Source organism: Actinoplanes sp. NPDC048967, assembly GCF_040649415.1.
Lineage (GTDB): Bacteria > Actinomycetota > Actinomycetes > Mycobacteriales > Micromonosporaceae > Actinoplanes.
The window spans coordinates 590,982-614,457 of sequence record NZ_JBEZFL010000004.1 but is presented as its reverse complement, the minus strand read 5'-3'; the positions used below and the strand labels follow the sequence as shown (position 1 = coordinate 614,457).

Below are 23,476 nucleotides of genomic sequence, written 5' to 3'. Positions count from 1 at the left end.
GAGAAGCGTGACCTCGTACCGACCTCTGCACGAGGGTTGGGCGCTCAGCGGCGGCGACGTGGACAGCGTCGCCGCCACCGTGCCCGGCTGTGTGCACACCGACCTGCTCGCCGCGGGCCTGATCGACGACCCGTACCTGGACGAGAACGAGAAGAAGCTCGCCTGGATCGGGCGCACCGACTGGGTCTACGACACCGTGTTCCAGCACGAGCCCGGCCCCGGCCGCACGGACCTGGTCTGTGCCGGGCTCGACACCGTCGCCACCGTCGTGCTCAACGGTGTCGAACTGGGCCGCACCGCCAACCAGCACCGCGGCTACCGCTTCGACGTCCGGGACGCGCTGCGCGACGGTGAGAACCAGCTGCGGATCCACTTCACCTCGGCGTACAGCTATGCCGAGGCGCAGCGGGACCGGCTCGGCGACCGGCCCAACGCCTATCCCGAGCCGTTCAACTTCATCCGCAAGACGGCCTGCAACTTCGGCTGGGACTGGGGTCCGACACTGGTCACCGCCGGCATCTGGCAGGAGATCGGCCTGCAGAGCTGGTCGTCGGCCCGGCTGGCCGAGGTCCGCCCGCAGGTCACCGTGGCCGGCGGGGTGGGCACGGTCGAGGTGCGCGTGCGCCTCGAACGGGAGACCCCCGGACCGGTCACGCTCACCGCGACCGTCGCCGGCGAGCGCGTGGAGACCACGACCGAGGGCGACGAGGCCGTCCTGTCGCTCACCGTGCGCGATCCCGAGCTCTGGTGGCCCATCGGGTACGGGGACCAGCCGCGTTACGACCTCGAGGTGACCGCGTCGGGGCCGGACGGCGACCTGGACAACTGGTCCCGCAAGGTCGGCTTCCGTGACGTGCGCGTCGACACCGCAGCGGACGCCGACGGCAGCGCGTTCACCCTGATCGTCAACGACGTCCCCGTTTTCGTGCGCGGCGTCAACTGGATCCCCGACGACGTCTTCGCCAACCGGGTCACCCGCGAGCGCCTCGCCGCCCGCTTCACCCAGGCGATCGACGCGAACGTCAACTACCTGCGGATCTGGGGCGGCGGCCGGTACGAGTCCGAGGACTTCTACGACCTCGCCGACGAGCTCGGGCTGATGGTGGGGCAGGACTTCCTGTTCGCCTGCGCGGCGTACCCGGAGGAGGAGCCCTTCGCCTCGGAGCTGGCCGCGGAGGCCCGCGAACAGGTGGTGCGGCTGGCGTCGCATCCCAGCCTGATGATGTGGACCGGCAACAACGAGAACATCTGGGGCCACGAGGACTGGGACTGGAAGCCGGCGCTGGGCGACAAGACGTGGGGCGCGGGCTACTACTTCGACGTGCTCCCGGGCATCGTCGCCGCCGAGGACCCGAGCCGGCCGTACTGGCCGGGCAGCCCGTACTCGGGCCGCGACGACAAACACCCCAACGATCCCGCGTACGGCACCATGCACATCTGGGACGTGTGGAACACCGACGACTACACCAAGTACCGCGAGTACCGGCCGCGGTTCGTCGCCGAGTTCGGCTACCAGGCACCCCCGGCGTACGCGACCCTGCGCCGGGCCATCGCCGACGAGCCGCTGACCCACGACTCACCGGGCATGCGGGCGCACCAGAAGGCAGCGGACGGCGACGCCAAACTGCAGCGCGGCCTCGACGCCCACCTGCCCGCGCCCCGCGACTTCGACGACTGGCACTACCTGACCCAGCTGAACCAGGCCCGGGCACTGTCGATGGGGATCGAGCACTTCCGGTCGCTGCGCCCGCACTGCATGGGCACGATCATGTGGCAGCTCAACGACTGCTGGCCGGTCACCTCCTGGGCGGCCGTGGACGGCGACGGCCGCAAGAAGCCCCTCTGGTACGCCCTGCGCCGCTCCTTCGCCCCGCGACTGCTGACCATGCAGCCCCGCGACGGCGGTCCGGCCCTGGTGGCGGTCAACGACTCGGTCGAGCCGTGGACGGTGTCGGCGGTCGTCTCCCGCCGTACCCTCGATGGGCTCGTGCTGGCCGAGGTGACGCTCGACGCGACGGTCGCACCCGGCGCGGCCACGACGCTGCCGTTGCCCGCCGAGGTCGGCGCAGCCGGCGACCCGGCCGGGGAGGTGCTGGTCGCCGTGGCCGAGGAGCACCGGGCCTGGTGGTTCTTCGCCGAGGACAAGGACATCGCCTGGCCGCCGGCGAAGTTCGACGCCGTTTTCGAGGCGGTGGGCCCGGACGCGCGCGTCAAGATCACCGCGCACCACATCCTGCGGGACCTGACCCTGTCGCCGGATCGCCTCGACCCGGCGGCCGAGGTGGACGAGGCGGGCGTGACGTTGCTGCCGGGCGAGTCGGCGACGTTCCTCATCCGCGGCGGGGCGGGGCTGGAACCGACGGCCCTGTCCACCCGCCCGGTGCTGCGCTGCGTCAACGACCTGGTCTGATCGCCGGCGCCGCCGCGCCCAGCCTCGGAAACACCGGGCGCGGCGGCCCGTCGCAGCGCAGTTGTCCGGCCAGCCGATCGGCGCCGGAGGGCAGGAACGGCCGGAGCTCGCGGGCCAGCAGGTGGCAGAGGCCGAGCACCTCGGCCAGCACCGGCCCGGGATCGGCCAGCTTCCAGGGCTGCGTGGCCTCGATGAGCCGGTTGCCGCGGTCGACCTCGGCCCACAGCGCACTGGTGGCCGCCCGGAAGTCACCGACGCGCAGTGCGGCATCAACGCGCCCGGGCAGTCCTGATTCCACGGCGGCCGGCCGGATCCGCTCCTGGCGGCGAGCCAGGGTCAGCGTCCGGTTGACCAGATTGCCGAGGCCGTTGGCGAGATCCCGATCGGCCCGCGCGACCAACCGCTCGACGGTGAAGTCCGTGTCTCCGACCGGCGCAACCTCGCTGAGCAGCCACCAGCGCACCGCATCCACACCGAAGCGACCGGCCAGCGCGACCGGATCCACGGCGTTGCCGGTGCTCTTGGCCAGCTTCGCGCCGTCCACGGTCAGGTAGTCGTGCACCAGGATCGTGGTGGGTAGCGGCAATCCGGCGGACAGCAGCAACGCCAGCCAGTACACGGCATGGAAGCGCACGATGCCCTTGCCGATGACGTGGACGCGTTCATCCGAGCCCAGCCACCACGTGCGCAGCTCATCCCCCTCGCCGAGAGCGGTGACGTAGTTCGCCAGCGCGTCCCACCAGACGTAGACGGTCTGGCCGGGATCGTCCGGCACCGGGATGCCCCAGCCGCCGGCGCGCGCGGCAGGCCGAGAGACGCTGAGGTCGCGCAGCCCGGCCCGGACGAACGCCAGCGCCTCGTTGCGCCGGGCCGCGGGCTCGACGCGCACCTGCCCGGACTCCAGCAACTCCAGGATCTGCCCCTGATAGCGGGACAACCGGAAGAACCAGTTCGTCTCCTCGACCCGTTCCGGGACGGCCGGATGTTCGGCACAGCCGGTGTCGTCCAAGAACTGCTCGCAGCCGCCACAGTAGAGACCGGTGTAACTGTGGCGGTAGAAGTCGGCCGCGGAGCGCCGCCACAGCGCGGCCACGCCGGGCGCATGCCGTGGGTCGGACCCGGTCCGGATGAAGTCGTCGAACGACAACTCCAGCGGCTCCCGCAAGGCGGCGAACCGGCCGGCGTTGGCGCGGACGAACGCGCCGACCTCAACCCCGGCAGCCCGGGCGGCGGCGACATTCTTGAGCGCGTTGTCATCGGTCCCGGTGAGGAACCGGACGCGCTCACCGCGCTGCCGGCGATGCCGGGCCAGCACATCGGCCTGCACGAGCTCGAGCGCGTGCCCGAGGTGCGGCGGCGCATTCACGTATGGGATGGCAGTGGTGACGTAGAAGGCCATGGCTCCTCTTCCGCCCCGCCCCGAGCACGCAGTCCCCGCCCGAGGCGAGGACTTGTCCGGTGCTGACTACGGCACGCCGAACGGCCCCGCGAGGGGGCGCATCATCGACGGACCAGGCAGCTGCATGAAACCCATGCTGGCAGCGCGCCGTACCCGCGGCCAACGGTTTACCGATGGCGTACGCCCCGCCACCGATCCCTCACGGTGGGCGTTGTGACGAGCGGGCGATCGGCCGACAACTCATGTGATTCCGGTCATCGTCGGTGATCGCTATTCCCTTCCGTCGTTGGTTGGGCCAAGGTGGTCGTCGCGTCTTCGAAGCGACGGAGGTTTTCGTGGATCGGCTCTGGAGCCGGATCGGTGTCCGGGTGGGCTCGGTAGGCCTGCTCGTGGGCGGTCTCGTCGGCGGTGTGTATCTCGGTGAGCATCAGACCGACCAGCTCGCCGGCGCTCAGGCCGGGCTCGTCATGCAGGCCGACGCCGCGGATCTGCGGCTGCTCAAGGAGCGGCACGGTGAGCACGCGGCGGCTCGGGCCCAGCGGCGCCAGGCCGAGGAGGAGGCCGCGGCCAAGGCCGGTACGGCAGCCAAGGCCGCGGCCGGCAAGGCGCGGATGCTGAACCGCCGGGCCATCGAGAAGAAGGCCGACGAGAAGCGCAAGGCCGAGGCCAAGAAGAACGGGACCGTGGGCTTCGACGGACCGATTCCCTCGTCCTGCAACGAGTTCAAGGGCAACCGGGCCATCGGGTGCGCGTTGATGATCGACGCCGGCTTCCCGATCAGCCAGTTCGGCTGCCTCAACAAACTGTGGAACAAGGAGAGCGGCTGGAACCACCGGGCCAAGAATCCCAGCTCCGGTGCGTACGGCATCCCGCAGGCCTACCCGGGCAACAAGATGAGCTCGGCCGGCTCGGACTGGCAGAACAACCCGGCGACGCAGATCAAGTGGGGCCTCGGCTACATCAAGGGCCGGTACAAGACGCCGTGCGGCGCCTGGTCCCGCTCCGAGAGCACCGGGTCCTACTGATGGGCTACACCGGCCGGATCGTGGTCGCGCGATCGGCGGAGCCGCTCACCGCGCTGGCTGACGCCGACGTGCTCGACGAGTCGTCCTACGCGGGCGGGTGGCGCGCCGCGCAGCTGGACGGCGACCTGCGCAACGCCCTGCGGATGCTCGTGGCGGAGACCGGAGCACCGGCGCTGACGGCTTTCATCCTCGACAGCGACGTCGCCGATGTCGAAGCCGCGACGCCGGCCGGCGGCTACTGGCACGTCTACCTGCATCCGAAGAAGGCCGCCGATTACGGCGCGCCCGAGCTCGGGCAGACGCCGACCGAGGTGACGGAACTGGCGCTGGCCTGGGCCGCCGAGGCCGGTCTCCCGGCGGACGGCGAGGCGGTGCGGGCGGCTCTGGACGCCGCGAACGTCTTCGCCGAGGAAACCTTTGACGAACTGCTCGCGGCGCTCGGTATCAGACCGGCTTAGCCCGGAAGCCGGCCGACCGGCCGGCCACGCACGAAGCTCCGTGGGTGGCGGCCGGTCGGCCGGTGCTGCTTCTGCTGTTCGCTGACCCCGTACCGGATTATTCGGGGACCTTGCGGTAGGCGCCGTCGCTCGCGCTGGTCGCCATCGAGGCGTAGGCGCGCAGCGCCGCCGAGACCGGGCGCTGCCGGTCGGCCGGGGTGTACGGCTTCGGCCGGCGTTCCTGGGTGTGCCGGCGCTGGGCCAGCTCCTCGTCCGAGACGTTCAAAGTGATCGTGCGGCCGGGGATGTCGATGGTGATCTCGTCGCCGGTCTCGACCAGGGCGATCAGGCCGCCGGACGCCGCCTCCGGGGAGACGTGCCCGATGGACAGGCCCGAGGTGCCGCCGGAGAACCGGCCGTCCGTGATGAGCGCGCACGCCTTGCCCAGGCCGCGGCCCTTCAGGAACGAGGTCGGGTAGAGCATCTCCTGCATGCCCGGCCCGCCGCGGGGCCCTTCGTAGCGGATCACCACGACGTCGCCGGCCAGCACCTGCTTGCCCAGGATGCCGTCGACCGCCGCGTCCTGGCTCTCGAAGACGCGCGCCGGGCCGCTGAACTTCCACAGCTCCTCGGCCACGCCGGCGGTCTTGACGACGCAGCCGTCGGGCGCGAGGTTGCCGAAGAGGATGGCCAGGCCGCCGTCGACCGTGTACGCGTGCTCGACCGAGCGGATGCAGCCCCCGGCCGCGTCCGTGTCGAGCGTCGCCCAGCGGTTCGTCGTCGAGAACGGCTGGGTGGTGCGGACCCCGCCCGGCGCGGCGTGGAAGAGCTCCAGCGCCTCCTCGCTCGCCTTGCCGCTGCGGATGTCCCAGGTCTCCAGCCAGCTGGTCAGGTCGGGGGAGTGCACCGAGCGCACGTTCTGCCGCAGGGCACCGCCGCGGTTCAGCTCGCCGAGCAGGGCCGGGATGCCACCGGCGCGGTGCACGTCCTCCATGTGGTACTTCGGGCTGTTCGGCGCGACCTTGGACAGGCACGGCACCCGGCGCGACACCGCGTCGATGTCGGCCACGCTGAAGTCCAGCTCGGCCTCGCGGGCCGCGGCCAGCAGGTGCAGCACCGTGTTGGTCGAGCCGCCCATCGCCACGTCCAGGGCGACCGCGTTCTCGAAGGCGTCGCGGCTGGCGATGGCCCGCGGCAGCACGCTCTCGTCGTCGTTCGCGTAGTACTGCTTCGCGATGTCGACGATCAGCGAACCGGCCCGCTCGAACAGGGCCTTGCGGGCGGCGTGGGTGGCCAGCGTCGAGCCGTTGCCCGGCAGGGCCAGGCCGATCGCCTCGGTCAGGCAGTTCATCGAGTTGGCGGTGAACATGCCGGAACAGGAGCCGCAGGTCGGGCAGGCCGAGCGCTCGATGGTGTCGAGCTGGGCGTCGGTGACGTTCTCGTTGGCGCTGGCGCTCATCGCGTCGACCAGGTCGAGCTTCTCGTGCACCACGCCCTCGATGGCGACGGTCTTACCGGCCTCCATCGGGCCGCCGGAGACGAAGACCGTCGGGATGTTGAGCCGCAGGGCGGCGATCAGCATGCCCGGGGTGATCTTGTCGCAGTTCGAGATGCAGACCAGGGCGTCGGCGCAGTGCGCGTTCACCATGTACTCCACCGCGTCGGCGATCAGCTCGCGGCTGGGCAGCGAGTAGAGCATGCCGCCGTGGCCCATGGCGATGCCGTCGTCCACCGCGATGGTGTTGAACTCGCGCCCGATGCCCCCGGCCTCGAACACCGCGTCGGCGACCAGACCGCCCATGTCCTTGAGATGGACGTGACCGGGCACGAACTGGGTGAAGCTGTTGGCAATGGCGACGATCGGCTTGCCGAAATCGTCGTCGGTCATGCCGGTGGCGCGCCACAGGGCGCGCGCGCCGGCCATCGTCCGACCGTGGGTCGAGGTCCGGGAGCGCAGCTCAGGCATTACTACATACTGCCACCGCGGGTAAGGACCGCGCCTGTGCCGGGCGACACCCAGTCCACTGCGCGGGACGCGATCATGTGTTGCGGTTCGAAACCGGTCGATCGGTCGGGTCCCGAAATGCGCTCCGGTACGGCAGAGTGTTCCCGTGCACTCACCGTCCGGCGTGGAGCTGGCCGGGCTGGCGAGCCTCGTGGTCGCGGTCCCGGCTGTCGCCCTCCTGGCCAACTCCGGCCGTAAGCACACCGGTGCTGCCCGCCGGGCCCATCTGCTGCTCGCCGCGGGCGCCGCGATAGCCACCGCCGCCGCGCTCGCCGGTCTGCTCAGCAGCCTCTTCCTGGTGCATGCCCCGATCCGGCTCGCCTCGGCCGTCGCCGTGGCGATGGCCCTGGGCACCCTGACGCTGCTGGTCGGCACGCTGATGTTGCCGGGCGCGGCGGAGAGCCCGGGCGCGGCGGTCCGGCACCTGCTCGACGGCTTCGTCGTCGCGGCCGCGCTGTGGTTCGTGGGCTGGGTGCTGGTCTCGCGGCCCACCCGGCTGCTCGGCGATCAGACCCCCGCGCGGTGCCTGTCGATGCTGCTGCCCGCGGGGGTCGCGGTGATCGCTCTCGGTCTGACCGCGGTGCTCGCCATGCACGCCCACCGGCCGCGGCACGTCACCGTCCGGGTGGCCGCCGGAGTCAGCCTGGTGGCCCTGGCCGCCACCGCGCTGTCCGCGGGCATCTGCCGCGGCTGGGCCGGGGTCGTGCTGCTCGGCGCCGTGCTGCTGCCCGGCGGCCTGGTCGTGGTGGCCCGCGCCGTCAAGATCGCCGATCGGCCGGTCGAGGTGGTCGGTGACGTCACCCAGCGCAACACCGGGTACGCCTTCGTGCCGATGTCCGCCCTGGTCGCCGCGTTCGGCTACCACCTGGCCGTCGGGGGCCGCCTCGACGTCTTCGGCTTCCTCGGCGTGAGCATCGAGGGCTTCGCGCTGGTCGCCCGCCAGTATCTGGCCCTGGCCGACGTCAAGCGGCACACCCTGCGGCTGCGCCAGCGCGAGACGCACTTCCGCGAGCTCGCCCACACCGACCCGCTGACCGGGCTGGCCAACCGGCGCGGCCTGGTCCGGGCGCTGCGCGAACCGCCGGCCCGCGAGCGGGCCCGGGTCCTGGTCGGCCTCGATCTGGACGGTTTCAAGAACGTCAACGACATGCGCGGGCACGACGTCGGTGACGCCGTGCTCACCGAGGTGGGCCGGCGGCTCGGGGCCAACCTGCGCGACGGCGACGTCGCCGCCCGCCTCGGCGGCGACGAGTTCGCGGTGCTGATGTGGGCCACGCCCGAGGAGGCGATGGTCGCCGGCAAGCGGCTGCTGGCGGTGCTCAGCGAGCCCTACGAGACCGAGGACGGCTCGGTCTTCCTCTCCGCGAGCGTCGGCGTCGCCGACTCGCCCGCGCCGGGCGACACCGGCGAGCTGATGCGCGACGCCGACCTGGCCCTGCGGTACGCGAAACAGCGCGGCAAGAACCGCGTCGAGCGCTACCAGAAGCGCTACGACGAGTTGCTGCGCCGGCACAGCGTCCTGGAGAACGAACTACGCCACGCCATCGAACGCGAGCAGTTGCGCCTGGTCTTCCAGCCGGTCGTCGCGCTGCCGTCGATGCGGCCGGTCGGCGCCGAGGCCCTGCTCCGCTGGCACCACCCGGAGCTGGGGGCGGTCCGGCCCGACGAGTTCATCCCGGTGGCCGAGGAATCCGGGCTGATCAGCATGATCGGCTCCTGGGTGCTGGACCAGGCCTGCCGGCAGCTCGCCCAGTGGCTGGCCGGCGGCCACGACGTCTGGGTGTCGGTCAACATGTCGCCCAAGGAGCTGCACGCCGCCGACTACGCCGCACAGGTCGCCGAGGTGCTGGAGCGCTACCACGTGCCACCGCAGCGCCTGGTCCTCGAAGTGACCGAGCACGCGGTGGCCACCGACATGGACGAGCTGATCCGGCGGCTGTGCGAGCTGCGGTCCACCGGCGTACGGATCGCGCTCGACGACTTCGGCGCGGGCTACTCCTCGCTCGGGCAGCTGCGCAACCTCCCGGTGGACATCCTGAAGATCGACCACGCGCTGGTCGCCGAGCCGGAGTCGCGCACCGGCACGGCGGCGCCGCTGGTCGACGTGGTCGTCCGGCTGGGCCACCGGCTCGGCCTGGAAGTGCTGGCCGAGGGCATCGGCACCCCGGCGCAGCGGGCGATCGTCGAGGAGGCCGGCTGCCGGCTGGGCCAGGGGTCGCTGTTCGGCTGGGGCGTGCCCGCCGAGCACCTGCAGGCCCAGCTGGAGACCGTACGATCCTCCGGCGCCCGCCCGGTCCCGGTCCAGCGGGCGCGTCCGCCGGTGCCGCCCAGCGCACCCGCGCGCAGTCAGGTGATCATGCTGGGCCCGGGAATGCGGCAGGTCAGGGCGCTCCTGCCCACCGACCCGGCCTTCGTGACGGAGGACGGCTCGCGAACGAGTGACCAAGATGTGAGATCAGTTGACGCACCCCGTGAGATGGGGCAGTCTTAGCCGCATGTGCTTGTCGTCCCGAGTACTTATGTGAGCGCACTGTCCCTCGATCACGAGAGATGACAGTGCGCTAGGTCCCGTGCTTCGGCACGAGGACCTTTTTTGTTGCTCCGGGACTGTCCAGGCTCACCCATCCCGAACGAAGGTCTGAATCGCCATGACAAGACCCACACCCGAGACCCTCGCCCACCGTGCCAACCCGGCCACCGTCGCCGCGGCAGCCGGCACCCCGGCCGTAGCCACGGTGTCCCCGACCCCCGTCAGCGGGGCCGGCTCGCTCGTGCGGTCGCTCGAGGCGCTCGGCGTCGAGGTGGCGTTCGGGATCCCCGGCGGGGCGATCCTGCCGGCCTACGACCCGCTGTACGACTCCAAGGTGCGGCACATCCTGGTCCGCCACGAGCAGGGCGCGGGTCACGCCGCGACCGGCTACGCGCAGGCCACCGGCAAGGTCGGCGTCTGCATCGCCACCTCCGGCCCGGGCGCGACCAACCTGGTCACCCCGATCGCCGACGCCTACATGGACTCGGTGCCGATCGTCGCGATCACCGGCCAGGTGGCCCGGCCCGCGATCGGCACGGACGCCTTCCAGGAGGCGGACATCCAGGGCATCACGCTGCCGATCACCAAGCACAACTTCCTGATCCAGACGCCCGAGGAGATCCCGCGGATCATGGCCGAGGCGTTCCACCTCGCCCTGACCGGCCGCCCGGGCCCGGTGCTGGTCGACGTCCCCAAGGACGTGCTGCAGGCGGCGACCACCTTCGCCTGGCCGCCCACCCTGGACCTGCCCGGCTACCGGCCCACGCTGCACCCGCACGGCAAGCAGATCCGCGAGGCGGCCCGGCTGATCGCCCAGGCCAAGCGCCCGGTCCTGTACGTCGGCGGCGGCGTGCTCAAGGCCGGCGCCACCGACGGGCTGCGCAAGCTGGCCGAGCTGACCGGCATCCCGGTGGTCACCACGCTGATGGCCCTGGGCGCGTTCCCCGACTCGCACCCGCAGCACCTGGGCATGCCCGGCATGCACGGCACGGTCCCGGCGGTGTACGCGCTGCAGAAGGCCGACCTGCTGGTCACCCTGGGCGCCCGCTTCGACGACCGGGTCACCGGCAAGCTGGACTCGTTCGCCCCGGACGCCAAGGTCGTGCACGCCGACATCGACCCGGCCGAGATCGGCAAGAACCGGCACGCCGACGTCCCGATCGTGGGCGACGCCCGGCACGTCATCGACGAGCTGATCGCGGCGGTCTCCGCCACGGCGGGCGGCACCGCGGCGTACGAGCCGTGGTGGGCGCAGCTCAACGACCTGCGCGAGCGTTACCCGCTGGGCTACGACGAGCCCACCGACGGCACCCTGGCCCCGCAGTACGTGATCGAGCGGATCGGCGAGCTGGTCGGCCCGGAGGCGATCTATGTGGCCGGGGTCGGCCAGCACCAGATGTGGGCCTCGCAGTTCATCCGCTACGAGAAGCCGGGCACCTGGCTCAACTCGGGCGGCGCCGGCACGATGGGTTACGCGGTGCCGGCCGCGATGGGGGCCAAGGTCGGCCGCCCCGACACCGCGGTGTGGGCGATCGACGGCGACGGCTGCTTCCAGATGACCAACCAGGAGCTGGCCACCTGCGCGCTGGAGGGCATCCCGGTCAAGATCGCCGTCATCAACAACGGCAACCTGGGCATGGTCCGGCAGTGGCAGACCCTGTTCTACGAGGGCCGCTACTCCAACACCGAGCTGGGCACCCACAAGCACCGCATCCCCGACTTCGTGAAGCTGGCCGAGGCGCTGGGCTGCGTGGGCCTGCGCTGCGAGTCGAAGGCCGACGTGGACGCCACCATCAAGGCGGCCATGGAGATCAACGACCGCCCGGTGGTCATCGACTTCACCGTCGGCAAGGACGCCATGGTCTGGCCGATGGTCGCGGCCGGCACCAGCAACGACGAGATCATGTTCGCCCGGGACGTGCGCCCGGCCTTCGACGAGGACGACCTGTGACCAGTATGAACAAGCACACCCTGTCCGTGCTCGTGGAGAACAAGCCCGGTGTGCTGGCCCGGGTCTCGGGATTGTTCTCGCGGCGCAGCTTCAACATCGATTCGCTGGCGGTGGGCGAGACGGAGAACCCGGACGTCTCCCGCATCACGATCGTGGTCAACGCCGACTCCTCACCCCTGGAGCAGGTGACCAAGCAGCTCAACAAGCTGGTGAACGTCCTGAAGATCGTCGAGCTGGACCCGCAGCAGTCGGTCCAGCGCGAGCTCCTGCTGGTCAAGGTGCGGGCCGACCGCACCGTGCGCGGCCAGGTGCTCGAGACGGTCGAGCTGTTCAGGGCAAAGGTGATCGACGTCGCACCGGACACCCTCACGATCGAGGCGACCGGCAACCCCGACAAACTCGATGCGTTGCTGCGCGACCTCGAGCCGTACGGCATCAAGGAAATGGTCCAGTCCGGCCTGGTCGCGATCGGCCGCGGATCCCGTTCCATCACCACCGGCCCGGCGCTCCGCGCCGCCTGACCTACAGAGGATTCATCAATGACCGCCGAAGTGTTCTACGACGACGACGCCGACCTGTCCATCATCCAGGGACGCAAGGTCGCCGTTATCGGGTACGGCAGCCAGGGCCACGCGCACTCGCTGTCGCTGCGCGACTCGGGCGTCGACGTGGTGGTCGGCCTGAAGGAAGGCTCGAAGAGCCGCGCCAAGGCCGAGGAGCAGGGCCTCAAGGTGCTCACGCCGGCCGAGGCATCCGCCTGGGCCGACGTGATCATGGTGCTGGCCCCGGACACCGCCCAGCGGAAGATCTACGCCGAGTCGATCGAGCCGAACCTGACCGCCGGCAAGGCGCTCTTCTTCGGTCACGGCCTCAACATCCGGTTCGAGCTGATCAAGCCGCCGGCCGACGTGGACGTGGCGATGGTGGCCCCCAAGGGCCCCGGCCACCTGGTCCGCCGCCAGTACGTGGACGGCAAGGGCGTGCCCGCGCTCATCGCGGTGGAGCAGGACGCCAGCGGTGGCGCCCAGGCGCTCGCACTGTCGTACGCCAAGGCGATCGGCGGCACCCGGGCCGGCGTCATCAAGACCACCTTCAAGGAGGAGACGGAGACCGACCTCTTCGGCGAGCAGGCGGTCCTCTGCGGCGGTACGGCCGCGCTCGTGCAGACGGGCTTCGAGGTGCTCACCGAGGCCGGCTACGCCCCGGAGATCGCCTACTTCGAGTGCCTGCACGAGCTCAAGCTGATCGTCGACCTCATGTACGAGGGCGGCATCTCCCGGATGCGCTACAGCGTCTCGGACACCGCCGAGTTCGGTGACTACGTCAGCGGCCCCCGCGTCATCAACGCCGGGGTGAAGCAGGAGATGAAGAAGATCCTCGCCGAGATCCAGTCCGGCGAGTTCACCAAGGCGCTCATCGCCGACGACGAGGCCGGCGGTACCCGCCTGCAGCAGTACCGCAAGGAAGGCGCCGAGCACCCGATCGAGGTCACCGGCAAGAAGCTGCGCGACATGATGAGCTGGGTCGACCGGCCGATCACCGAAACAGCCTGACCTTTCTCCGACCGGCGAACGCCGGATCGCAGCGCCACCCGGGGCCGCGATCCGGCGTTTTTGCGTAACCATTCGACTACCTGAAACATGGGCGTTACGTCCCGCTTACCAAAGCGGCGCCGTCATCGAATTGTGTACTGTTCGGGCGCGGCGGACTAGACAGCAGCGGGTAGATTCGCCGCATGCGACTGGCTGATTCTTTTCGGAGCGAGCGCTTCGGCGCGGTCCGGATCCACGAGCTTCAGAGGGTCATCGAGCTGGACTCGGGTGCCCTGGGTGACACCTTTTCGGCGGGCAGCCGAGTGGTGTCCTTCGAAGCTTTACGCGCAGTCGAGTCGCAAATGGTAATCGTGGTGCCCTGCATGAACGAATCACGAAGCGTCATCGAGGGCGTGCTCTCCGGAATTCCGCATGACTGTCTCATTGTGCTGGTCTCCAACAGCGACAAGCTGCCGGTGGACCGATACGAGATCGAGGCACAGACGCTCGAGCAGTTCTGCCGGCTGGCCGGCCGCTCGGCGATCAGCGTGCACCAGAAAGACCCCGGACTGGCCGCCGCGTTCAAGGCCGCCGGGATGGAGGAACTGATCGGCGAGGACGGTCTGGTCCGGGCCGGCAAGGGCGAGGCCATGCTGATCGGGATGGCGCTGGCCGCGATGACGGGCCGCCGCTACCTCGGCTACGTCGACGCCGACAACTACGTCCCCGGCGCGGTCCACGAATACTGCAAGGCCTACGCGGCCGGCCTGCATCTGGCCGACAGCCCGTACTCGATGGTCCGCATCTCCTGGCACTCCAAGCCGAAACTCCGCGAGGGCAGACTGTTCTTCAGCCGGCGCGGCCGCAGCTCCGAGATCACCAACGAGTGGCTCAACCGCTTCCTGGCCGAGTATTCGGGCTTCGGCACCGAGGTGATCGCCACGGGCAACGCGGGCGAGCACGCGATGACTCTCGATCTGGGCCTGAAGCTGCGGCTGGCGGGTGGCTTCGCCGTCGAGCCGTACGAGTACATGGACCTGTTCGAGCAGTTCGGCGGAATCCTGGAGAGCGCCAGCCCGGACGTGATGGCCAGCTCGGTGCCGGTGCTGCAGATCGAGACCCGCAACCCGCACTTCCACGACAACAAGGGCGAGGAGCACGTACAGGGGATGCGGATGCAGGCCCTGAACGTGGTCTACCACTCACCGGTGACGCTGCCGTCGGTCCGCCAGGCGATCATCGACTTCATGGTGGCGCAGGGGGCGCTCGAGGTGGGTCAGGAGCCGCCGCGGGAGCGGGTCTATCCGCCGGTGGGGAGTTTGGATCTGGAGCTGTTGTACGACGGGCTGGATGCGGAGGCGTTGACCTTCCGGCAGTTTGATGGGCGGGCGTCGGCGGGGTATGCGGCGGCGCCGCCGATCGAGCGGCACTGCATTCCGCGGCCTACGGTCTGAATTCCGGGGCCTGCGGGTTGAGCTGCGCTTGACCTGCCGGCCCGGCCGGGGTCGGCTGTGGGCCGGGGTCGGCTGTGGGCCGGGGTCGGCTTTGGGCCGGGGTCGGCTTTGGGCCGGGGCCGGGGCGGCTGTGGGCCCCGGTGGCTGCGCATGCCGGGCCTGCCGCTGTGGTGCGGCCTACTTGCTCAACGGACCGTCCGCCGCAATCGGGCTACGGCGGGGTGCGGGCCTGCGGCGGGGTGCGGACCCTATGCCGCCCCATGGCGGGGCGTGGTCCCATTGCGGGCGCGGGCCCGCTGCGGGGCGTGGTCCCATTGCGGGCGCGGGCCCGCTGTTGGGCGTGGTCCCATTGCGGGCGCGGGCCCGCTGTTGGGCGTGGTCCCATTGCGGACGCGGGCCCGCTGCGGGGCGTGGTCCCACTGCGGACGCGGTCCCACTGCGGGCCGCTCGGACTGCTGCCGTGCGCTTACTGCTGCGGCGCAGCAGGGTGCTGGGGTGCGGTCGGATCGGCCGGCCTGATCTGCTCGGTGGGCGCCTGCTGAGCCGCAGCCAGAGGTATCGGCTGCGGCTGGCCCCCGTCCGCTGAAGCCGCCTGCTCGGAAACCCCGCCGGTCTCAAGCTGCACCGGCACGCCCGGCACCGGCACGCCCGGCACCGGCACGCCCGGCACCGGCACGCCCGGCACCGGCACGCCTGGCGCCAGCGGGCCTGGCGCCAGCGGGCCTGGCGCCAGCGGGCCTGGCGCCAGCGGGCCCGGCGCCAGCGGGCCCGGCGCCAGCGGGCCCGGCGCCAGCGGGCCCGGCGCCGGTGGGCCCGAGGCGGGCTGCGCGGGTGGCTGCTGACCGGACCAAGGCGGCACCACTGCCTCCGGCCAAGCCTGATGCTGCTGCCCGCCCCAGCCCTGCGCCTGCTGCGGCGGATATTGGTACTGCGCCGGGTAACCCGGCTGTGCCGCGAACCCGGCCTGCCCCGGATAGCCGGGCGGCGGAACATAGTGCGGCTGCGGCACCCCGCCCCACTGCGGCTGCTGAGGCGGCGGGTAGTGCCCGGGCCCCCACTGCGGCTGCGGCGGTGCTTCCGGCGTCGTCAGCTCGTGCAGCCAGTCCCGCTCGGCGCGCGACCACACCCGGCGGGCCGCCAGGTAGGCCGGGGCCTGCCCGAGCAGTGGCACCAGCAGCACGCCCAGGCCGAGCACCAGGGCCAGCACGCCCAGCCGCAGCACCTCGGTCTCGGGGTCGCTCCCGGCCACTCCGGCGACCAGCATGATCAGTCCGGCCACCAGTGTCAGACCGCCGACGATCATCGGGCCGACAGTGGTGCCGTCGCGGACGAAGGACCACGCGACCGCGGCCACCAGCGCTGCGCAGACGGCGATTAGCGCGACGGCCAGCCCCTGCACGGTGGCCTCGCCAACACTCTGCCGGAACGATCCGGCTGACGCCGCCACCACGGTCGTGACCAGCAGGAGCACCGACAACAAACCGAGCAGGGCCGCGGTGACGGCCACTCCGAACGGCACCCGCCGGGGCGGCTCGGGGATCGCAGAGCCGTGATCCTCGTCGATTTCCTCGGCGTCGGCCGGTGCTGGGGACATGCCGAGGAGGCTAGCGGTCCGGTGCGACAGAAAACGTTTCGTACGTGTGAGGCCGGTCACCATGAGATGACATGCCGTAATGGTCCCGGCACACCCTACGATCGCGGAAAGGTCGGCGGCCGGCCGCCTGCGAGACAAACAGGTGGAGACGTATGACTCCCGTGGTACTGATCGCTGAGGAACTGGCCCCCGCCGCCATCGACGTGCTGGCCTACGACTTCGACGTCCGCCACGTGGACGGCACCGACCGGGCCGCCCTGCTCGCCGCCCTGGCCGACGCCGACGCGGTCATCGTGCGCAGTGCCACCAAGGTCGACGCGGAGGCGGTCGCGGCCGCGCCGCGGCTCAAGGTCGTGGCCCGGGCCGGTGTGGGTCTCGACAACGTCGACGTGCCCGCCGCCACCGCGCGGGGCGTCATGGTGGTCAACGCCCCGACTTCCAACATCGTCTCGGCCGCCGAGCAGGCGATCGCCCTGCTGCTGTCCGTGGCCCGGAACACCGCCGCCGCCAGCGCCGCGCTCAAACGGGGCGAGTGGAAGCGCGCGAAGTACACCGGGGTCGAGGTGCAGGGCAAGACCGTCGGGGTGGTCGGGCTCGGGCGCATCGGGGTGCTGTTCGCGCAGCGGATGGCCGCGTTCGGGACCCGGCTGATCGCGTACGACCCGTACATCCAGCCGGCCCGGGCGGCGCAGCTGGGCGTGCGGCTGGTCGGGTTGGACGAGCTGCTGCGGGAGAGCGACTTCATCTCGATCCACTTGCCCCGTACCCCGGAGACGTTGGGCCTGATCGGGGAGAAGGAGCTGGCCACGGTCAAGCCGGGGGTGCGCATCATCAATGCCGCCCGCGGCGGCCTGGTCGACGAGCGGGCGCTGGCCGACGCGCTCGCCGAAGGCCGCGTCGGCGGCGCCGGCATCGACGTCTTCGTCACCGAGCCGACCACGGATTCCCCGCTGTTCGCCTTCGACAACGTCGTGGTCACCCCGCACCTGGGCGCGTCCACCGCCGAGGCGCAGGACAAGGCCGGGCTGTCGGTGGCCCGCAGCGTCAAGCTGGCGTTGCAGGGCGAGTTCGTGCCGGACGCGGTGAACGTGCAGGCCGGCGGCGTGGTCGACGAGGACGTCCGCCCGCTGCTCGGGCTGGCCGAGCGGCTCGGCAAGGTCTTCACCGCGGTCGCGGGCGGCATCGCGGCCAGCGTGACCGTGGAGGTGCGCGGCGAGATCGTGTCGCACGACGTGGCGGTGCTCAAGTTGGCCGCGACCAAGGGCCTCTTCGCCTCCGTGGTCGAGGAGCAGGTCACCTACGTCAACGCCCCGCAACTCGCGGCGGACCGCGGCGTCGAGGTCGAGCTGGTCGTCGACCGCGAGGTCTCCGACCATCAAAACCTGGTCACGGTACGCGGCGCGCTGCCGGACGGGCGCACGGTCAGCGTGGCCGGCACAGTCACCGGTACGGGCACCCGCGAGGCTCGCAAGCTCACCCAGGTCGACGAGTTCGATCTGGAGCTCGGCGCGGGCGGCGTGCTGCTGTTCTTCCGCTACTCGGACCGCCCCGGCGTGGTCGGGGCGATCGGTTCCATCCTCGGCGAGGCCGGCGTCAACATCGCGGCGATGCAGGTGGCCCGCCGTCAGCTGGGCGGCGAGGCGCTGATGGCGCTGACCGTCGACTCCTCCGTGGACGCCGAGCTGCTCTCCGCGGTCGCGGCCTCGATCGGCTCCGCCAAGGGCAGCATCGTCGACCTCCGCGACGAGGACTGACGGCCCGGCGCGGTCCCGGCGCGGGTCGGCCGGGCTACGCGGGTCGGCCGGGCCAAGCGGGCCGGCCGGGCCAAGCGGATCAACGAGTTTTCACCGGGGGCGGATACACAGTGCCGTCCTGGAGGTCGAGCAGGTCGAGATTGAGCTCGCCGGCCAGTTTCTCGATCGTCTCGAGCACCGCGTCCGGACACTGCTCGTCCAGGCGCATCTGGATGTGGTCCGCCGCGGCGTGCAGCGGGGCGCTCGCCCAGGGCGTGCCGGGCAGCGTCGCGCGCGGCCCGCGGTCGGGGTAGTTGCTGGTCAGGGCGTCATAGAAGGCGACGACGCGCGGATCGGCGGGGCGCTGTGGGTGCTCGCCGCGGGCGCACCGTTCATTTGCGGCACGCACGTCATCCGGCATGGCCGTGTTGTCCATGGCCCACACCACGAGGTCGAAACTCACCGGCGCATGGTGCCATACCGCCGGGCGGTGAAGTCGGTTGTCGCCCCGACACGCGGGGGATGCGTCTTGCGCGACATTAGTCCGCATCGCTAGCGTTGGTCCTGCCGCGCGGGCTCCATGGCCGTGTCTTCGGGTGATGCTGTCGTGGTCGCTCCGCGTGGAGGATGCACCCCCGGCGGGCGCGAGCCACGCGTACCTGTCGTGACAGCCCCCGCGATCGTTGCCGCGATCGACGGGGGTTGTTCGCGTCCGGGGTCCTTAACGAATCTTCATCCATACTCTGGGACCGCCGTGTCAGTGATCGGGACAGCGGACTAAGGTCGAGCGGTCGGACCGACTGAGGGAGTGGACGTGACGGTGGCGCGGATCGCGGTGGTGGCCGGCGACGGCATCGGGACCGAGGTGACCGCGCAGGCGCGCAAGGTGATCGAGGCCGTCCTCCCGGATGCGGAGTTCGACGACTACGACCTGGGCGCGCGCTTCTACAACCGCACCAAAGAGGTTCTGCCGCAGGCCATCGAGGACGAGCTGGCCGCGCACGACGCCATCCTGCTCGGCGCCATCGGTGACCCCAGCGTCCCGCCCGGCGTCCTCGAGCGTGGTCTGCTGCTCAAGCTCCGCTTCGACTTCGACCAGTACGTCAACCTGCGCCCGTCCCGGCTCTGGCCCGGCACGACCAGCCCGCTGGCCGGCCTCAAGCCCGGCGAGATCGACATGGTCGTGGTCCGCGAGGGCACCGAGGGCCTCTATGTCGGCGCCGGCGGCGTCCTGCACAAGGACACCCCCGCCGAGATCGCCACCGAGGAGAGCCTGAACACCCGGCACGGCGTCGAGCGGGTCGTGCGCGACGCGTTCGGCCGGGCCCAGCGCCGCGAGCGGCGCCACCTGACCCTCGTGCACAAGACGAACGTGCTCACCCACGCGGGCGGGCTCTGGGCGCGCACCTTCGCCGCGGTCGCCGCCGAGTTCCCCGACGTCACCACGGAATACCAGCACATCGACGCCGCGAGCATGTTCATGGTGAGCAACCCGCAGCGCTACGACGTGGTGGTGACCGACAACCTCTTCGGTGACATCCTCACCGACATCGCCGCTGCCGTGACCGGCGGCATCGGCATGGCAGCCAGCGGCTCCGTCAACCCGGAGCGCAAGTACCCCTCGACCTTCGAGCCGGTGCACGGCTCGGCGCCGGACATCGCCGGCCAGGGCATCGCCGACCCGGCGGCCGCCATCCTCTCCGCGTCGCTGCTGCTCGAGCATCTCGGGCACCCCGACGAGGCCCGTCGAGTATCCGAGGCGGTCGCGGCCGAGGTCGCGTCCCGCACGCCGGGCGCGCCGCTGCGTACCGCCGAGGTCGGAGACCGGGTTGCCGCCACCGCGGCCGCCTGACTCACCTTCACACCCGCGTCATCCCGCCGGCCTTGCCGGCGGTCGATGACGGCTGCCCGGCTGCCGGCTTTGAACGACCGTTCGGGGTAAGTTCATGGAGCACTGCGGGTGCTACCTCTTCATTCTTTGTGACAGAAAGCAGGTCAACTGCCATGAGTGGTGGTGACAACCTCGACTTCGAGATCCGTCCGAACCCGGCGCCCGTAAGCGACGCGGACAGGACCACACTGCTGGCCAACCCGGGCTTCGGCCGGATCTTCACCGATCACATGGTCACCGTCCGTTATGCGGAGGGCAAGGGCTGGTACGAGCCCCGGGTCGAAGCCCGCGCCCCCATCCCGATGGACCCCGCGTCCGCGGTGCTGCACTACGCGCAGGAGATCTTCGAGGGCCTGAAGGCCTACACGACTGCGGACGGCGGCGTGACGATGTTCCGCCCGGACGCCAACGCCGCCCGCTTCGGGCAGTCCGCCCAGCGGATGGCCATGCCGGTGCTGCCGCAGTCGATGTTCCTGGAGTCCCTGCGCCAGCTGATCAAGATCGACCGGGGCTGGATCCCGGAGAGCGACGAGGGCAGCCTCTACCTGCGCCCGTTCGCGTACGCGAGCGAGGTCTTCCTCGGTGTGCGCCCGTCGATGGAATACCTCTACCTGGTGATCGCCTCGCCGGTGGGCGCCTACTTCAGCGGCGGGGTCAAGCCGGTGACGGTCTGGATCACGCCCGACTACACCCGGGCGGCGCCCGGCGGCACGGGCGCGGCGAAGTGCGGCGGCAACTACGCGGCCGGCCTCTCCGCCCAGGCCGAGGCGATCGAGCACGGCTGCGACCAGGTGGTCTACCTGGACGCCGTCGAGCGCAGGTACGTCGACGAGCTCGGCGGCATGAACGTGTTCTTCGTGCTGGACGACGGCTCGCTGGCGACGCCGCCGCTGACCGGCACGATCCTGCCCGGCATCACCCGCGACTCGGTCATCAAGCTGGCGGAGCGGGACGGGCGCCGGGTCGAGGAACGGCCGGTCAGCTTCGAGGAGTGGCGCTCCGGGGCGGCCTCGGGCCGGATCCGTGAGGCTTTCGCTTGTGGCACCGCGGCTGTCATCACCCCGATCGGCACAGTGCGGTCGCCGGAGGGCGAGTTCACCGTGGCCGATGGCGGCTCCGGCGAGGTGACCATGGGGCTGCGCCAGCAGCTCGTGGACATCCAGCGGGGCCGGGCCGAGGACCCGTTCGGCTGGGTGCACCGGGTTCTCTGAGTTTGCTGGTGGCGGGGATCGCGAGGCGGTCCCCGCCCTGGCCGTCGGTACCGTTGCCGCATGGACATACCGGGCCGGACGCAGCTGCCGATCGTCGCCGTCGCCAGTGGCAAAGGCGGAGTGGGCAAGTCGAGCATCGCCGTCGCGCTCGGGCGCGAGCTGGTCCGGGCCGGATATCGGACCGGGCTGGTCGACGCCGACATCGCCGGTCCCGACGTGCCGCGGATGCTCGGCCTGCGCCGTGACGTGCCGGCCCGGTCGGTCACCCTCGCGCGGTGGACCCGCGGCGGTTCGGGGCTGGAAGCGATGGAGGTGGACGGCCTCAAGGTCGCGTCCGCGGGGTTCCTGATGGCCGGCGGCCAGGGTCTGGCGCTCGGGTCCGACCTGGCCGACCTCATGCTCGGCCGGCTCATCGGGGAAACGGCCTGGGGTGACGTCGAGGTCCTCGTCGTGGATCTGCCGCCCGGTGTCAGCTTCACCCAGCAGGGCGTGCTTTCCGGAGCCGGCCGGGTGGCGACGATCCTGGTGGTCACGCCGGCCGAGGTCTCCCATCTGGACACCGGCCGGGCCCTCACCACACTGCGCGAGGTGCGGACGCCGGTGCTGGGCGGGGTGGAGAACATGGCCTATTTCCGGTGCCCCTGCTGCGGTGAGAAGACGGAGCTGCACGCGCCGGCACCTGACGAGCGCACCATCTGGGCCGGCGGGGTCGAACGGCTCGCGCGGCTTCCGTTCCGGCCCGATGCGGCGATCGACGGCGCTGATCTTGCCCCGGTCCTCCGGGCGGTGGCGGCGCACATCGCGGCGTAGCGCGCGGCTCAGCGACGGCCGTGCAGCGCCTGGCCCAGAGCGCAGATCAAATGCGCCGGTCAGCCCACCCTCACCGCTGGCTGCGGCGGCCGGACCGGGATACGCCAATCCCAATGCCCCTCATGGTCACCCGCGTCGACGGTCTGCCCGCACCGGCACACCCATGGCCGCGCCCTGCCCTCCTGCGGGACCGGCGGCCAAAACCTGACCAACAACCAGGCCCAGTCAGATTGCTTGCTGCCCTGCGGCCATGCCTGGATTGCGACCTCGTACCCGTTCTTCGGTCTCCGACGCGGCACAACCGTCCGGTCCGTGGTGCCGATGCCGTTCGCCGAGGTGAGCACCGCCCTTATCTCATAGTCCCGGTCCAGAGAGAACACATAGATCAGATCCCTATTTCCAGTACCACGGCTGTCAGTGAGAAACCGGCCGTTCAGCGGGGGCGTGTACGCCTCGTGGTCACGGTCGGTCTCTGCCTGCGCAACCCGCGCAGCGGCCTCGGCGGAGGCCTTCGCGTGCGCTGCCGACTCACGCGCATGATCTGACGACTCGCGTGACGTGACTGCGGAGTCCTCGGCGGCGACGGCGCTACGCCGGTTGGAGTTTCCCTGCCATAGCGCGACGGTAAGCGCGGCGAGGCTGATCAAAACGGCGATGGCGGCTAGTGCAGTGGTCATGGCAGCGGAGCGTAGGACACCGGTAAGACAATTTCGGATGCCGCGCCGCGGTCTGATATCCCGGCGCGTGAATCCTCAGTCGGCGCCGAGTCCCTTATCTTTCGGCAGGCGTCAGGGTGGCCATGCGCGACTTATCCGGCGCGTGCGACCACGTCAGAGTCGAAGTCGCCGCCGGGCGTCTCGAACTCCTCCCCCCGGCCGGACGGCAAGAAATCGCCGGCACTCGCGACCCGGAACGTCGGGCCGTGCTCGAGTCGATCCTTCCGTGCACCCCCTGAACCCCGTCGGGCCATCGTGTTCGGCAGGGCACGGTTCGGCCAGGCGCGCTTCGGCTCCGACGTCACTCAAGAAGCGATCCGCGACGGGAACGACCCGAACATCGACGCCGCCATGACTCCAGGGCGGCGATCGTCGACAACTCGATCTTGGCGATTAATGACAGGCAGCCGCAGGGGGAACCGCAGAAGCTGAACGCCGAGTTGCTGTGCCCGCTGGAGTTCCGCCCTGTCTCGGCCATCAGCCGTCAGCGTGAAGAGCAGCCGTGCCGACCCAGTTCGCATCTTTACTGCTGGGCCGGCAGACCTGCTAGGTTCCTCCTAGGCGGCTATCGCACCACCAGCCACAGGAACACTCCAAGCTCGACCGGAGTGAGCAGTATTGCGAGGCGGATAGTCCGGGCCCAGGTCCCCACCGAGTACCGGACTGTCTTGCCTACTTCTTGTATTACCGCTTCCATGCGGCTCCTTCCCCGTCGAGACGGTCCCAGCATTTGCTGATGGGTGGAGCCTAGACCGGCGCGCCCTTACCGGGCACCGAT

At 70.8% G+C, this 23,476-nt stretch carries 17 protein-coding genes; 12 read left to right on the top strand and 5 right to left on the bottom strand.

Going from position 1 to position 23,476, the window contains the following annotated elements; genetic code table 11:
* The first annotated feature begins 7 nt into the window (after positions 1-7).
* On the top strand, positions 8-2,410 hold the full coding sequence (locus tag AB0C12_RS20575; RefSeq protein WP_360550120.1) for a glycoside hydrolase family 2 protein: 2,403 nt from the start codon (positions 8-10) through the stop codon (positions 2,408-2,410).
* On the opposite strand, the gene AB0C12_RS20570 is transcribed toward AB0C12_RS20575, so the two are convergent.
* The gene (locus AB0C12_RS20570) at positions 2,394-3,809 is read right to left on the bottom strand and encodes a methionine--tRNA ligase (protein ID WP_360550119.1); all 1,416 of its coding nucleotides are present in this window, start codon (positions 3,807-3,809) and stop codon (positions 2,394-2,396) included. The genes AB0C12_RS20575 and AB0C12_RS20570 overlap by 17 nt on opposite strands.
* A gap of 335 nt (positions 3,810-4,144) precedes the next feature.
* Between AB0C12_RS20570 and AB0C12_RS20565 the strand changes: the two genes are divergently transcribed.
* Positions 4,145-4,834: a lytic transglycosylase domain-containing protein gene (locus AB0C12_RS20565; protein ID WP_360550117.1), complete on the top strand. Its 690-nt coding sequence runs from the start codon at positions 4,145-4,147 to the stop codon at positions 4,832-4,834.
* Positions 4,834-5,292 carry a hypothetical protein gene (locus AB0C12_RS20560; protein ID WP_360550115.1) on the top strand — a complete coding sequence of 153 codons (459 nt, stop codon included), beginning with the start codon at positions 4,834-4,836 and terminating at the stop codon, positions 5,290-5,292. The genes AB0C12_RS20565 and AB0C12_RS20560 overlap by 1 nt, the downstream gene beginning before the upstream one ends.
* Positions 5,293-5,389: 97 nt before the next feature.
* On the opposite strand, the gene ilvD is transcribed toward AB0C12_RS20560, so the two are convergent.
* Positions 5,390-7,237, bottom strand: a complete 1,848-nt coding sequence (ilvD, locus tag AB0C12_RS20555; protein WP_360550113.1) for a dihydroxy-acid dehydratase — start codon at positions 7,235-7,237, stop codon at positions 5,390-5,392.
* A 145-nt stretch (positions 7,238-7,382) separates the two neighbouring features.
* On the opposite strand from ilvD, the gene AB0C12_RS20550 reads away from it, so the two are divergent.
* The 5 genes from AB0C12_RS20550 to mpgS all read left to right on the top strand — a co-directional run bounded on the left by AB0C12_RS20550 (position 7,383) and on the right by mpgS (position 14,743).
* Complete coding sequence (locus AB0C12_RS20550) at positions 7,383-9,767, top strand: bifunctional diguanylate cyclase/phosphodiesterase (RefSeq protein ID WP_360550111.1); 2,385 nt, start codon at positions 7,383-7,385, stop codon at positions 9,765-9,767.
* A gap of 157 nt (positions 9,768-9,924) precedes the next feature.
* Positions 9,925-11,757, top strand: coding sequence for an acetolactate synthase large subunit (locus tag AB0C12_RS20545; protein WP_360550109.1), 1,833 nt, complete (start codon positions 9,925-9,927; stop codon positions 11,755-11,757).
* 5 nt (positions 11,758-11,762) lie between these two features.
* The gene (ilvN, locus tag AB0C12_RS20540; protein ID WP_023561968.1) at positions 11,763-12,278 is read left to right on the top strand and encodes an acetolactate synthase small subunit; all 516 of its coding nucleotides are present in this window, start codon (positions 11,763-11,765) and stop codon (positions 12,276-12,278) included.
* Between the two features lie 18 nt (positions 12,279-12,296).
* Positions 12,297-13,310, top strand: coding sequence for a ketol-acid reductoisomerase (gene ilvC, locus AB0C12_RS20535; RefSeq protein ID WP_360550107.1), 1,014 nt, complete (start codon positions 12,297-12,299; stop codon positions 13,308-13,310).
* A 182-nt stretch (positions 13,311-13,492) separates the two neighbouring features.
* Positions 13,493-14,743, top strand: coding sequence for a mannosyl-3-phosphoglycerate synthase (gene mpgS / locus AB0C12_RS20530; RefSeq protein ID WP_360550105.1), 1,251 nt, complete (start codon positions 13,493-13,495; stop codon positions 14,741-14,743).
* 466 nt (positions 14,744-15,209) lie between these two features.
* Here mpgS and AB0C12_RS20525 read toward each other — a convergent pair whose 3' ends face one another.
* Positions 15,210-16,337: a hypothetical protein gene (locus AB0C12_RS20525; protein WP_360550103.1), complete on the bottom strand. Its 1,128-nt coding sequence runs from the start codon at positions 16,335-16,337 to the stop codon at positions 15,210-15,212.
* Positions 16,338-16,489: 152 nt separating this feature from the next.
* On the opposite strand from AB0C12_RS20525, the gene serA reads away from it, so the two are divergent.
* On the top strand, positions 16,490-18,091 hold the full coding sequence (gene serA / locus AB0C12_RS20520) for a phosphoglycerate dehydrogenase (protein ID WP_360550101.1): 1,602 nt from the start codon (positions 16,490-16,492) through the stop codon (positions 18,089-18,091).
* 79 nt (positions 18,092-18,170) lie between these two features.
* Here the strand turns inward: serA and AB0C12_RS20515 are convergent, their stop codons facing one another.
* Entirely contained in the window at positions 18,171-18,533 is a 363-nt protein-coding gene (locus AB0C12_RS20515) for a hypothetical protein (RefSeq protein ID WP_360550099.1), read from the bottom strand.
* 357 nt (positions 18,534-18,890) lie between these two features.
* On the opposite strand from AB0C12_RS20515, the gene AB0C12_RS20510 reads away from it, so the two are divergent.
* From AB0C12_RS20510 to AB0C12_RS20500, 3 genes are all read left to right on the top strand, one after another.
* Positions 18,891-19,922, top strand: coding sequence for a 3-isopropylmalate dehydrogenase (locus tag AB0C12_RS20510; protein WP_360550570.1), 1,032 nt, complete (start codon positions 18,891-18,893; stop codon positions 19,920-19,922).
* A gap of 152 nt (positions 19,923-20,074) precedes the next feature.
* Entirely contained in the window at positions 20,075-21,172 is a 1,098-nt protein-coding gene (locus AB0C12_RS20505) for a branched-chain amino acid aminotransferase (protein ID WP_360550097.1), read from the top strand.
* 60 nt (positions 21,173-21,232) lie between these two features.
* Positions 21,233-21,982: a P-loop NTPase gene (locus AB0C12_RS20500; RefSeq protein ID WP_360550095.1), complete on the top strand. Its 750-nt coding sequence runs from the start codon at positions 21,233-21,235 to the stop codon at positions 21,980-21,982.
* 59 nt (positions 21,983-22,041) lie between these two features.
* Here AB0C12_RS20500 and AB0C12_RS20495 read toward each other — a convergent pair whose 3' ends face one another.
* The gene (locus AB0C12_RS20495; RefSeq protein ID WP_360550093.1) at positions 22,042-22,659 is read right to left on the bottom strand and encodes a hypothetical protein; all 618 of its coding nucleotides are present in this window, start codon (positions 22,657-22,659) and stop codon (positions 22,042-22,044) included.
* Between the last annotated feature and the right edge of the window lie 817 nt (positions 22,660-23,476).